Here is a 13,186-nt window from a genome sequence, read left to right on the forward strand (position 1 = left end):
AGCATGAAGCTACCTTGGATTATGAAAAGTTTATCAATCTATATTGATAAACTCTTAGTTATGAAATAGAGGATATCATGGCACTAAGAATTGAATTAGAAGGGTATAAACCAGGTATTGCTAGATTTTTAGCACAAAAATGGAATGGCAGTGCTGATATTGATATATTGATTCAACGTAACCAAGATAATTATTATTTATCCGGTCTTAATCAGTGGGGACCAGAAAAAAATTGGCATTCATTGAATAATATGTCAGTAGATAATGAACAATTAATTGGATATGTTGATGAATGGCTAGTTGACTCTTTATTATCTCAAGAAAACAGTGTTAGATTTCTTATTCAAATTCGTGATAAACAAAATGAAAGCCATACAGATGGCGGAGTAGTTAATATTGGTGAAACAGTATTTCCATCCTCTGCTTTGAATATTCAAACAGAACAACCACAGGTTATTGAACAAAATACGATTGAGATAAATGAGGTCAATTCGAATTCGGTTGCATCAGATTCTACCGAATCTTTAGATTCTCAATCTGAATTGCCAACTGTTAAAGAAGAAAATCAAGCAATGACAGAGTCTGAGGTTGAGATAGAAGTCATACCAGAACCAGCAATTACACAAGAAGTCATCTCTACTCCAGAACCGACTAAATCAAAAAGTAAATTGAGGATATTTATCCTAATTTTTATAATAATACTGATTTTAAGTGGGCTTGGTGCATTAGCATGGTATTTCTTATTTTCTCAAGATAAAAGTTCTTCAGATACTTCAATACAAGGCAATAGTCAGTGTAATGTCGCTAATGTAACAAGTGATGATTTAACCTTTATTCAACAATGTTTACAGTCAAAACCGAATACTGATGTGTTAATTGAGGTAATCAATCAAGCAAAACAAGCAAATAAATGTAATATTGCTCAGCGGTTATATGCGAATCAATCCTTATTAAATGCTAAAATTGCCTTACTTTATGCCAAAGAATATGATGAAAAATTTTATCATAACAACTCTTGCTTTAAAGCAGATAAGGAAACGGCGATTTATTGGTATGAAACTACATTAAATAATGATCCTAATAACGCCTTGGCTAAAGAGCGTCTAGCTGAATTGCAAAAATAATAAGGTGCAAGTATGAAAAGAAAAGTAATTTCAACATTAATTATCGGATTTAGTTTTACTTGTTTATCTTTGGTTAGTTCGGCTATAGAACCATTAAAGCAAGAGGGTAAAACAACACTTTACCAGCGAGTTCTTAGTACTCCAACTTGTGAGTTAAAAAAAGATATTAAGGATTCTACTGGTCAATCAGTGCCTGCCTTTTCTCGTTATTATGTTTATGAGCGTAAAACGGATAATAATCAACAATGGCTTAGTGTTGGTCCAGATTCTTATGGAAAAACCATAGGTTGGATTAATAATGCATGTGCTATTGCTTGGAACATGCAAATGACATTAGTCTTTACTAACCCTGTTGATCGTGATTCACTCTTATTTTTTAAAGATAAAGCCTCACTTACGACTCTTGTTGATGCAAATCAACCTGAAACTTTGTTAAAACCGATTAGAGAGGCACTTAAAAACAATAAATCAGTCCCTGAAATTGTTGCTCAAGAACCAAAAGAGTATGTTGATTTTAAAACAAATTTTTATTTATTACCTATTTTACAAGGTGAAGAGGTAATGAATGGTAAAGGATTTTATGAGCGTATTTTAGAAGTTGCATCAGTGAGTAAGCAAGATGATTTGGTAAAAAATAATAATGCTCAATCTAATGTACAAAGTTCTGATAGTGACATCAATCAGGTAGCGCCATTCAAAGCTGCGATAGTATTTGTTATAGATTCGACTATTTCAATGGATCCTTATATTTCAAGAACTAAAGAAGCGGTTGAACAAGTATATCGACATATAGAAAAGGAAAATTTACAACAACAAGTAAAATTTGGTCTAGTTTCATTCCGTTCAAGTTTACAAACATCGGATAAGTTAGAGTTTTTAACAAAGATTTTTGTTGATCCTAACAAGGTACAAAATAGAGAAGATTTTATGCAGTTAAGTTCATCGCTCAAACAGGCGACAGTTTCTACTGCTTATTTTGCTGAAGATTCTTATGCTGGTATTGCAAAAGCATTAAATGATATTAATTGGAATAGCTTTGGTGCACGTTATATGATTTTGATCACTGATGCTAGTGCTATTCCTGGTGATGATAAACTTTCCAGTACTGGAATGGATGCTGCGCAGTTAAGACTTGAAGCTCAACATAAGGGTGTTGCTATTTATGCATTACATTTAAAAACACCAAGTGGTGAAAAAGATCACCAAGTTGCGGCAACTCAGTATTCAGATCTAACTTATAATGATTATATCCATAAATCACTTTATTATCCTGTTAATGCCGGTGATGTGAATGAATTTGGTCGGAAAGTGGACTTGTTAGCTAAAGCTCTGTCTGAACAAGTTAAACTAGCGTATAAAGGCGAAGCATCAGTAGGTAATGCAATTAACGCTAAAGATGATAGCTCCAATATGTTAAAAGATGCATTGCTATTAAGTAAGGCGATGCAACTTGCTTACCTAGGTGATACTAATGGTACGAAAGCACCTTCAGTTTTCAAAGGGTGGATTGCTGATAAGGATTTTGTTAAACCAACGATACCGACAGCTGAACCTCGCATTTTATTGACTAAATCCCAATTAAGTGATTTAAGTGATATTGTCAGTAAAATAGCTAATGCGGCTAATGATGGATTGATCTCTGCTGATGATATGTTTTCGCAGTTGCGTTCTGTTGCTGCGGCTATGGGACAAGATCCAAATAAATTAAAATCAGAGTCAGTGACTAAAATTGCCGATTTAGGTTTATTAGGTGAATATTTGGATAATATTCCATATAAAAGTGATGTCACAGGTCTTGATCAAGATACTTGGAAGAGTATGAGTGGTTTAGAGCAAGAAAAATTTATTCGAAATTTAAATAGTAAAGTTCGTTATTACCAAAAATGTAATGCCGATGTTGATCGTTGGATTTCATTAGCTGAAGGAAGTGATCCACGAGATAATGTTTATCCTATTCCATTAGAAATGTTACCGTAAAGCAAATGTTAGTAATAAAACAACTTGAAATTTCTCGATTAACGGGTAAATCTTCTTTTAGAGTCTGTTTACCTGAATTGAAATTAAGAGCAGGGGATGTTGTTGTGATTCAAGGAGACAGTGGATCGGGAAAAAGTACTTTGCTTGAAATGATTGGTATGATTCTTAAACCAGATAAGGTAGATGGCTTTAAACTTTTTTTAGATAATAACGATCTTGATATTGCTAAATGGATTAATAACAATGATATAAATCAATTAGCCAATATACGTGCTCAATATTTAGGATTTATGTTGCAAACTGGTGGTTTACTGCCTTTTTTGAAGATATATGATAATATTTTATTGCCAATTAAATTATTACAAAAAAATGTTGATAATGCACGGTTAGAATATTTGATAGATAAACTAGGTATTTCTCATTTGCTAAATAAATATCCTAAACAATTATCGATTGGTGAGCGTCAACGAGCTTCTTTTATTCGTTCAATTATCCATAAACCAGCATTACTACTTGCAGATGAACCAACCTCTGCTCTCGATCCTTATAATGCGAATTTACTTTTTGATTTAATTATTGAACAGGCAAAACAAGATAATATTGCAGCTATAATAGTTACTCATGACTGGCAACGTATTTCAACTAAAGGTTTATTCACTTTATCTGCTAAGTTAGTCTCCTCACATTCATCAGAATTTTTACCTTTACATGATAGGCAGTAAAAATGGCTAAAGTAATATCTAAATGGTTGCTGATTATTCGTTTGTCATTTGCTGATTTATGGTATGACAAAAAAGTTTCATTTTGCATCATTGCATCGGTTATATCTGTTATTACACCATTATTATTATTATTTAGTTTAAAGTATGGGGTCGTTTCACAGCTTCGTCAGCAATTACTTAATGATCCACAAAATTTGGAAGTAAAAATTGTAGGAAATTTAAATCTTGATGATGCAATGTTTGATTGGATAAGAGCGCAACCAGAAACAGCTTTTGTCATCCCATTAACTCGCTCGCTTAATACTCAGGCCGATTTAATAAAAGATTCAAGCCATTTTGTAAGTAACGCTGAGATCATACCAACGGCTAGTGGAGATCCACTTACAAACGATCTACCTACAATTGATAATGAAAATAAAGTTTTACTAAGTGCTTTATCGGCGGAAAAAATGCAAGTTACTGTTGGTAGCCGGATAAAACTAATTATTACAAGACAACTTGATGGTAAATTCGAAAAAGGTGTAACTGAATTAGACGTTATTGGCATTATTCCAGAAAATCGTTATAGCCGAACAGCTGCTTTTGTTTCGTTAAATTTATTGATTGCTATGGAAAATTTTTATGATGGTTATCAAAGTGACCTTTTTGCAACTCAAGTCGGGAAACTTAATCCTCCAAACCATACTTCATTTGCACGAGCCCGTATTTATGCTAATTCACTAGATAGTGTGGCGCCGTTATCTTTTAAATTACGAGAAAAGCATATTGAAACGCGTACTCAATCTAATGCAATTGAAAATATAAAAGCAATTGATCGGGTATTTAGTTTTATTTTTAGTGTAATTGCTATTACTGCAGGTTTTGGTTGTATTTTATCATTTACTGGTTCATTTTTATCTAACATTGAACGTAAGCGTAAAGATATTGCTTTTATGCGTTTGCTTGGTTTTCAATCAAAAAATATTATGCTTTATTTGATTAACCAAGCTGTAATATTGAGTTGCTTGGCATTTTTTGTATCTATTATTCTATTTTTATTAGGAAATCATGCGTTTAATAGTGTTTTAGGTGAAAATTTAATTTCACAACCTATTGTAAGTCGATTACAATTTCGGCATCTGGTTGTAGCATTTATGCTGACCATGTTTATTGCATGTATTGTTGTGGTTATAGGAGGTCAACGTGCCATTAAAATCCAGCCAGCTGAAAGTTTACGAGAAGTTTAATACTAAAAAAAATATTTTTTGTTTATTAATATCTATAGGCATGAGTTTATTTCCTTTCATCAGCTATGCTGAGCCATGGGATACTAGTTTTTATAATCCTAAACCATCGAACGATGATGTTATTTTACCAATGCCATGTGATGGTAGCTTGGTGATGAAGAAAGTTTATACACCTACCAATAAACCACTAGATGATATCAAAGTTATTCTGGGTAGCAACCAAAAAGAGCTTGGTTTTGCTGAATATGCAACTCCAAATTATATTTCGGGTAGTTTTTCAGATAACGGTAAAGAACGATATTATCTGATAGGTAAATATGAAGTAACAGCATTGCAATATCAAGCTGTGATGAATGATACTTGCCCTTCAGCAAAAATTTCACTTATATTTCCAGTGACAAATATTAGTTGGTTTGATGCTATTGCATTTACTGATAAATATAACCGATGGTTAATTGAAAATCAGACAAAAACCAAATTAAACAAGATTCCACATGGGTATTTTCGCTTACCTAATAATACTGAATGGGAATATGCAGCACGAGGTGGTACAAAAGTAACTGAATCTGAATTTCGTGAAAACCACTTTCCAATGACAGCTAACTTAGAAAATTACGCTTGGTTTTCAGGAGCAAAATCTGCCAATGGTAAACTACAACTTATAGGTAGATTACAGCCTAATCCGCTGGATATTTATGATATTTTGGGTAATGCAAATGAAATGATGTTTGACTCTTTTCGTATGAATAAGTTAGATCGTTATCATGGGCAAGAAGGTGGAATGATTGTTCGTGGTGGCAGTTATTTAACTCCTGAGTCGTCAATAACTACAGCATTTCGTACTGAAAAACCTTATTATGATGATAAAGGTGCTTACAAGAGTCAGGATGTTGGATTTCGTTTGGTTTATACAACTTCAATCATGAATTCAAGTGAGGCTGTTAAAGTTTTAGATAAACAATGGAGTGAACTTGGAAATGAAACAACAAGTTCAGCAAATGGTAACGTTGTTAATGAACTTGAGAAAATTACTAAAAAAGTTGATGATGAAAAAACAAAAAAAGAATTGAATCAACTCAATACGTTGTTACGTAGTGCAAATCAAGCTAGAGATGAACAACGAAATCGTTCTATACAGTCAGCATTACAATTAGGTGCGTTTTTGTGCGCCAATGTTTCAGATTTAAACAGTAAATTTGAATACAATAATAACTTGTATAATGCAATGACTAATGAAATTTGCGATCCAGATGAAACAGAAACATTGCCTGATGATAATATGTGTTCAAAAGTTAAGCTCAATAATTTAAAACAGGTACTCAATGAATCAAAAAATGCAAGAGACTTTATTTTAAAATATTATGCCGATACTATCGTTACTACTGCATCAAATTATGAAAAAAATATCATTAATGAGCAAGCCCAGCCCACACAATTTATTTTGGAAAACAGTGGTAAAGCCAACATGAGTGATTACTTAAAACTTTATTTACAGCATATTAATCAATACATTGTGTCAGGAAAGGTTGATAGAACAACTTGGTTACAGTCTTGTGATGAGATAAAAGGAAAAAAATAATGAACAAAGTAATAGGAACATTAGCTTTATGCATATCGATAATTTTAACTGGTTGCCAATCCTCATCAGGTGGTGTAAGTACTAGAAATGCCGATCCTGCTTTAACTAAAGGTAATACCGCTCAATTTTTCAGTAAATCCGCTTGGCAAGCTTGTGCTATAGGTGTAGGTATTATGGGAGTTGGTTGTTTGTTGTTAGGTGAAAAAGCGCGCACGTGCCTTGCTTCAGCAGCTATTGGTTGTGGTGTAATGATGGGAGGAAATTATTATTTGGATACTAAACGCGCAGAGTATGCTGATGCTGAGATGCGTATTGATGCTTACATTCAAGATCTTCAACAAAACACACTAGAAGTTCAATCAATTACACAAAATGCAAAGAATGTTTTGGATAAAAATTTAGCTACCCTTCATACATTAAATGAACAAATAAAAAATGATAATGTGAATAAAAAACAAGCTCAGAAAAATTTAACTCAAATTGATGCAAACATTGCTTATCTGAATGATAAATTAAACCGAATTAAAAAAGTTGAAAATGATTGGGTTAATCTTTCTGTACAAGAACAACAATCAGGTGTAAATGTAACAAGATTAGATAAAGAAATTGGTCAATTACATAAACAAATTTCAGCACTTGAAAAACAAATTAATTTAGTTACTAAACAACGTTCAGCTGTGAAGGTCAGTTAATTATGAAAAAAATATCTATTATTTCACTTTTGTCTTTAGTTTCACTAGTAGGTTGTTCAACGACCCCAGAACAATGCGATCCAAGAAATACTAATTTGGGTATTATGGATAAAATAAGCTGTAACTATTCTGGCAATTACCAGACACGTATTGATCAAAAGAAGAAAATTCTTGAAAATGAGCAAAAAGCTAACCAGCAGTTTAAAGAAATTTATGCCAATATAGAAAAACAAAAAAATGACACAACTTTAAGTCTTAAGCAAAAACAAGCTCAGCAAAACAAACTTAAACAAGACTTAATGAAATTGACTAATGAAATTAAAGAAAAAGCTAAAGATCGTGATGATTTACAAAAACAAGTTAATGACATACAACAACAATTTAAGCAAGTTAATCAATCAAATAAGTCAGAAATTGAAAAACAAGTTGAACTCGATAAATTAAATATGAAACTTCAAAAATTACAAAAAGCATTGAATATATAAACATACTGATGCTTAATTAAATATTGATAAGAAATGTTAAATGTAAGGAATTAATAACAAATGCAGCGAATAATAAGGATTAAGATTGATCATAATGATTTTCAAAAAATGTCTTTATTGGATCAGTATAATTCTTTGTTAACGTTATTAAAACCACATTTAACTGAACGAACCTTTTCAATTTTAGCTACGCCCAAATTAATTGATGACAACCAGTATTTGGGGTGGTATACAGATCTTCAGGGGCAACCTGTTTTTCTAAATAGTATTGCTGATGAAGTATTAAAAAAGCAAATATCAGAAAAATTACAAACACGAATTTGCGACATTGAATTAACCATTAAATCTTTGCAGTTGAATGAGGATCAACAAGCGTTGGTTTCATCTTGGTTACCAAGAATTAAAAGTTTAGGTAACCAAATCTATATTGTTAATGGTGAACCAGTGATTATAAATACGTTTGAAGATCCTATCTTACCACCACCTGTTGTTGCGCTTTCAACTATACCGATGAAAAAATTTTGGCGTTGGTGGCATTTTCTGATATTAGCTCTTTTATTTGCAGCATTAGGATCCTTGTTATACTTTTTGTATCCTTTCAATAAAGCCAATATAGTAGACGAAATACCTAAATTAACTATTATACCGCCAGTATTGGTTAAGAAACCCGAACCCGAACCAGAACCGGCTCCTGTTGCTAGAAACTGTATTCCTAAAGAAGATGTGATAAAAAACAATAATGCATCGAAAATGGTGATGATATTTGATAATTCGGCTTCAATGACATTAACGTTAATGGAGTCAAAATCAGCTATTGATCAGTACTTAGCAAGTGATTTTAGTATGATGACAGAAAAAGAAGCTGATGCTTATGAAGCGAGAATGACAAGGTTACCTAATCGTTTATCAAGTAGTAAAAAAGTCGCATTGTCGACTATTGATAAAATACAACAAGATATTAATATTGCTCTCGTTACATTAACCAGTTGCCCTGTTGCACAAACGACTTCATTTTATGATCATGCCAGCCGCGAAAAACTAAAAAATAAGATTAATAAACTCAATCCATTAGAATATAATAGTGCTACGCCATTATACAGTGGTGTACAGCAAGCGAGTAAAATGCTTGATGGTGTAAATCGCGATGATTATATTTTAATAATTAGTGATGGTGAAGATAATTGTACTAAAAGTAATATTTGTACATTAGCTAGTAAAATTGCAGCTAAACAGCCTCGTTTAAAAATTAATATTGTTGATATTGCTGGGCAACATAAAATTGACTGTGTAGCGAAAAGCACAGGTGGTAAAGTTTATATCGCACAAAATCCGACAGAAATTGTTAATCAAATGAATAATGCTGTTTCTGACTTGAATATTACTAAACCTATCTGTGAATGATATTAAGTTAAAAAATATTTCTTATAGAAATTAATTAAAAAATAATGATATAAATAGGCTTCACACTAGATTTGTATGATAGTCTGAAAATAATTAGAAATAAGGACGTGGGTTAACAATGCAACGTATAACTCGAGTTAAAGTCGATGACAACAATCCATCAAAACTCATTTTATTAGATCAATATAATTTAATATTATCGTTACTAAAACCTTATTTGACCGAACGGACTTTTTCGATTTTTGCGGTACCGAAGTTAATAGATAATAATCAATATTTAGCTTGGTACACAAACCTTGAAGGTCAACCTATTCCAGTTGATAGTATTGCAGATGAGTCATTAAAACAAAAGATAACGGAAACGTTACAAACTCGAATAAATGATGTTGAAACATCTATCAAAACAATTGTATTGGATGAAGAACAGCAAAAAATAATTTCATTATGGTTACCTCGGATCAAAAGTTTAAGTAATGAAATTTTTGTTATTAATGATGACCCCGTAATAATTTATAGCCTTGATGAGCCTGTTTTACCTAAATCAGCCATTACAGAGCCAGTCATTTCTCCAAAAACTTTCTGGAGATGGTGGCATGTATTATTGTTATCTTTATTATTATTAGCCGCATTAGGTGCTTTGCTGTTCTGTTTTTATCCATTTAATAAGGATAAAATAGCAGAAACGATACCTCAAATTATCATTATTCCTCCTATATTGGTAAATAAACCAGAGCCAGAACCAATTGCTGAATCTTCTAAAGAAGAACCTAAATTTGTTGAGAATTTAGAGCCAAAAGAGTTACCAATTGAAGATAAAAAGCAAGATATCAAGATAGAAAATGCACCTAAACCAGTGCCAAAAGTCAAAAATCCTCCGAATTGTATTACTAAAGAAGAGATAAAGAATAATCCTAACCCATCAAGAATGATTATTGTGTTTGATAACTCTTTATCCATGATTGCAACGCTAGCTGAACCACCATCCGAAGTAGAGCAGTTCTTTCAATATTTAGGTTACGGTTATCCAAGTTATATGTCAGAACAAGAAAAAATTAAATATTATAAGAAGATGACTCGTTTACCAAGTCGTTTGTCGACAAGTAAAAAAGTAGCTTTATCAAGTATTGATAAAATACAACCTAATATCGACATTTCGCTTGTAACTTTAAATCATTGTCCAGCAGCACATGCTACGCAATTTTATGATTATTCCAGCCGTAATATTTTAAAAAATAATATAAATAGACTTAATCCATCGGCTGCTGGTGGTGGAGGAACGCCACTTTATAGTGGTTTAGAGAAAGCAAGTAACATGCTTGATGGTGTTAAACGTGAAGATTATATTTTAATTATTAGTGATGGTGAAGATAACTGTTCTAAGAATAATATCTGTACATTAGCAAATTATATTGCTACAAAAAAACCAAAGCTAAAAATTAATATTGTAGATATTGCAGGTGAACATAAAATTGATTGTGTTGCTAATATGACTGGAGGAAAAGTTTATATAGCTCAAAGTTCAAAAGATATGATTAAGCAGATGAATAAAGCCGTTTCAGATCTGAAAGTAGACAGGCCTGTGTGTCAATAAATTATTTTATTTAATCAATTCAATATAGTGAATAAGGTGGTAAAAGAATGATATTAATTGTTAAAAAAAACCAGACAGTTGTCTGGTTGTCGGATCCGGGAATTAATGAAATGAACGTATCAACTATATCAAGGACTTTCAATTATTATCGGATTTTTATATTTACTAAAAATCCGATAATTTGCGATATGGGCAGGTATAAATCCTGTAATTAATAAAATTCTTGATGTTTTCTATTTTGGTAGATTTTGATGATTCAATATCATATAAAATAGGAAAATAGATCTTCTAAGAATTATTATGTATTGTTAAAATATTTTTTATTACTTTACCTAATGCTTCCCCTAAAAGAGGAGGGACTGCGTTACCAACCTGAGTATATTGTGGTACCTCAAATTTTCTATATTCTCCGCCTGTAGTCACTTTAGATCGAAAAATAAAGTTATCAGGAAATGATTGTATTCTAGCCATTTCACGAACAGTTAATGTTCTCAATTCATTTTTATCATAATGACATATATCATCAGGTATAGATAATGTTGTAAATGCTGGCTGATCTTCTATTAAAGCTCTTTGGGTATTTTTTTTTGTTTTCAATTTCACAATATAATTTATAATATTTTTTTTATCAAAATTGGATTTCAATATTCCTTCGTTAGTAAGCAATTCTTGTTTAATTATCTCTTTTTTAGCTGTATTACTAAGTATTTTGATTTGTTGCTTAAGAAGATCCATAACTTCTTTTTTAGAGTCTTTACTTATTGTTTCAATAACTTGATATAATCTAAACCTCTGCTTAGTTAATAGTTTATGATTACGTCTTTCATTATTTGAAATCTTGTTTGCTTTTCCCTGTCTTTTAATCTTTAGTTTACTATTAATATATTTGATATAAGGGGATATCTTTTTTTCTTCTCCTTGAGATTTTAAGTCATCAATTGCATCTTTAACTGAATGAAAATTATCAGTAAAACTTACTAGAGGATTTAAAAAGCTGCCTATAAATTTTGAAAAATCCTTTTCAACATCCCAACATTTTAAATGGCTGTAATCTATTGTTTCTAAATTAGTATCACTATTGCTTATGAGTTTTTTCGCAGATTGGAAAAGTTGTTTTTCAGTATCATTTAAATTTTTCTCAATAGTATTATAATAGTCTATTCTGACTCCAATAAGAATAAATCTAGGGCGATTTTGTGGGACGCCTGTATATTTCGCATTAACAACCAAACATAGAGGTAGATATTTTTGCTTAACAAAAACTTTAGATACTTCAAACCATGCATGATATTTTTTTGTTTTATCATCTTTAGTTACAAAAGGACTAAGGATACCACTGACATTTTCCAGTAAAACAATTTTGGGGTTTATTTTTTTGACAAAATCTGCAAACTCTATCGGCAATGTATTTCTGTCGTGATCTTTCTCACGTAAACCCGCTAGACTGAAACTTTGACAAGGTGGTCCGCCTGCAATAAGATCGATATCATGACTTTTTATTTTTTCTATTAATTGTGAGTTTTTTTCTAAGAAAATATTAAGCTCTCTGATGTTTCCAACAATAAGAGTTTTATTTAAATCAATATTTTCATTTAATTCAGAATATCTATTTTTAGTATTAATTGAAGGAAAAGATCTAGGATCTTCTCTCAACCTTTTTCCCATTTCATCCAGAGGAAAATTACTCGATAGCCATAGGGTATGTATTGGAGATTTATTTTTGGTTAAGTCTTCATTAAAAAAATTATAAGCATAGGTTTCAGCAGCCATTGGTGATAGTTCATTTGCCATAATTAGCTCAAATCCAACAGATTGTAAACCTAGAGATAAACCACCACACCCTGAAAATAGTTCAATATATTTCACAATTTATAAGTATCAACATAAATATTTATAGCTATATTACGTCAAATAAATAAAATAGTCCAGGGTATATATAAAATTAAGGATAAAATAGTGAAAAAATATAAAGAATCGTTTATTAAAACGTTAACACAATCTGATGTAAATTTACATAAATCTAATCAGCATGAGTTACATGGCGTCAGTAAGTTAGAAAGTCTTTTTGGTAAAATTCTTGATGACCAAAAACTTAGTATTTCAGCTTCATTTTCAATTGTGAATACCCCCCCTAAACCTATACATCTTACCTGGTATAATTCAAGATCTGGTTCAAGTCGACATGAATATCGTTTATATTATGATAAATATATAAATGACTGTAAACCCGGGGATAATTTTTTTATTGGCGTAACTCTTGATAATCTTTATGAGATCATCATTTTTCCTGATCAACAAGATAAGTATGATGAATGGACCAAAATTGATTAATAATCACTAAAGTCATCGAGCTATTAATAATAATTTTTTCAAGCATTATTAGACTTAA

General features: G+C 31.4%; 11 protein-coding genes. 10 read left to right on the forward strand and 1 reads right to left on the reverse strand.

Features of this window, described 5'->3' with window-relative positions; genetic code table 11:
• Positions 1 to 77 precede the first annotated feature (77 nt).
• The 9 genes from H3T96_RS07330 to H3T96_RS07370 all read left to right on the forward strand — a co-directional run bounded on the left by H3T96_RS07330 (position 78) and on the right by H3T96_RS07370 (position 10,797).
• Entirely contained in the window at positions 78 to 1,124 is a 1,047-nt protein-coding gene (locus tag H3T96_RS07330; RefSeq protein ID WP_144091998.1) for a hypothetical protein, read from the forward strand.
• A 12-nt stretch (positions 1,125 to 1,136) separates the two neighbouring features.
• Entirely contained in the window at positions 1,137 to 3,101 is a 1,965-nt protein-coding gene (locus tag H3T96_RS07335; RefSeq protein WP_144091997.1) for a vWA domain-containing protein, read from the forward strand.
• A gap of 5 nt (positions 3,102 to 3,106) precedes the next feature.
• The gene (locus tag H3T96_RS07340) at positions 3,107 to 3,823 is read left to right on the forward strand and encodes an ABC transporter ATP-binding protein (RefSeq protein WP_144091996.1); all 717 of its coding nucleotides are present in this window, start codon (positions 3,107 to 3,109) and stop codon (positions 3,821 to 3,823) included.
• A gap of 2 nt (positions 3,824 to 3,825) precedes the next feature.
• The gene (locus H3T96_RS07345; RefSeq protein WP_086326300.1) at positions 3,826 to 5,049 is read left to right on the forward strand and encodes an ABC transporter permease; all 1,224 of its coding nucleotides are present in this window, start codon (positions 3,826 to 3,828) and stop codon (positions 5,047 to 5,049) included.
• Complete coding sequence (locus H3T96_RS07350; RefSeq protein WP_198248624.1) at positions 5,006 to 6,628, forward strand: SUMF1/EgtB/PvdO family nonheme iron enzyme; 1,623 nt, start codon at positions 5,006 to 5,008, stop codon at positions 6,626 to 6,628. Before H3T96_RS07345 ends, H3T96_RS07350 begins: the two co-directional genes overlap by 44 nt.
• Positions 6,628 to 7,320, forward strand: coding sequence for a hypothetical protein (locus tag H3T96_RS07355; protein ID WP_086326301.1), 693 nt, complete (start codon positions 6,628 to 6,630; stop codon positions 7,318 to 7,320). Before H3T96_RS07350 ends, H3T96_RS07355 begins: the two co-directional genes overlap by 1 nt.
• A gap of 2 nt (positions 7,321 to 7,322) precedes the next feature.
• On the forward strand, positions 7,323 to 7,805 hold the full coding sequence (locus H3T96_RS07360) for a hypothetical protein (RefSeq protein WP_144091995.1): 483 nt from the start codon (positions 7,323 to 7,325) through the stop codon (positions 7,803 to 7,805).
• 60 nt (positions 7,806 to 7,865) lie between these two features.
• Positions 7,866 to 9,206 (forward strand): VWA domain-containing protein, encoded by a 1,341-nt coding sequence (locus H3T96_RS07365; protein WP_144091994.1) that lies wholly within the window; start codon positions 7,866 to 7,868, stop codon positions 9,204 to 9,206.
• A 118-nt stretch (positions 9,207 to 9,324) separates the two neighbouring features.
• Positions 9,325 to 10,797, forward strand: coding sequence for a VWA domain-containing protein (locus tag H3T96_RS07370; protein WP_144091993.1), 1,473 nt, complete (start codon positions 9,325 to 9,327; stop codon positions 10,795 to 10,797).
• A 288-nt stretch (positions 10,798 to 11,085) separates the two neighbouring features.
• On the opposite strand, the gene H3T96_RS07375 is transcribed toward H3T96_RS07370, so the two are convergent.
• The gene (locus tag H3T96_RS07375; protein WP_144091992.1) at positions 11,086 to 12,663 is read right to left on the reverse strand and encodes a DNA cytosine methyltransferase; all 1,578 of its coding nucleotides are present in this window, start codon (positions 12,661 to 12,663) and stop codon (positions 11,086 to 11,088) included.
• A gap of 90 nt (positions 12,664 to 12,753) precedes the next feature.
• Here H3T96_RS07375 and H3T96_RS07380 point away from each other — a divergent pair, with 90 nt between their 5' ends.
• Complete coding sequence (locus H3T96_RS07380) at positions 12,754 to 13,128, forward strand: hypothetical protein (protein ID WP_144091991.1); 375 nt, start codon at positions 12,754 to 12,756, stop codon at positions 13,126 to 13,128.
• Positions 13,129 to 13,186: the final 58 nt, after the last annotated feature.

Origin of the sequence: Gilliamella sp. W8136, assembly GCF_016101285.1 — a bacterium.
GTDB lineage: Bacteria > Pseudomonadota > Gammaproteobacteria > Enterobacterales > Orbaceae > Gilliamella > Gilliamella apicola_N.

What these genes read in the sequence shown, in the direction of transcription:
- H3T96_RS07330 (WP_144091998.1), top strand. Translation starts at nt 78, where the DNA reads ATGGCACTAAGAATTGAATTAGAAGGGTATAAACCAGGTATTGCTAGA.
- H3T96_RS07335 (WP_144091997.1), top strand. Translation starts at nt 1,137, where the DNA reads ATGAAAAGAAAAGTAATTTCAACATTAATTATCGGATTTAGTTTTACT.
- H3T96_RS07340 (WP_144091996.1), top strand. Translation starts at nt 3,107, where the DNA reads ATGTTAGTAATAAAACAACTTGAAATTTCTCGATTAACGGGTAAATCT.
- H3T96_RS07345 (WP_086326300.1), top strand. Translation starts at nt 3,826, where the DNA reads ATGGCTAAAGTAATATCTAAATGGTTGCTGATTATTCGTTTGTCATTT.
- H3T96_RS07355 (WP_086326301.1), top strand. Translation starts at nt 6,628, where the DNA reads ATGAACAAAGTAATAGGAACATTAGCTTTATGCATATCGATAATTTTA.
- H3T96_RS07360 (WP_144091995.1), top strand. Translation starts at nt 7,323, where the DNA reads ATGAAAAAAATATCTATTATTTCACTTTTGTCTTTAGTTTCACTAGTA.
- H3T96_RS07365 (WP_144091994.1), top strand. Translation starts at nt 7,866, where the DNA reads ATGCAGCGAATAATAAGGATTAAGATTGATCATAATGATTTTCAAAAA.
- H3T96_RS07370 (WP_144091993.1), top strand. Translation starts at nt 9,325, where the DNA reads ATGCAACGTATAACTCGAGTTAAAGTCGATGACAACAATCCATCAAAA.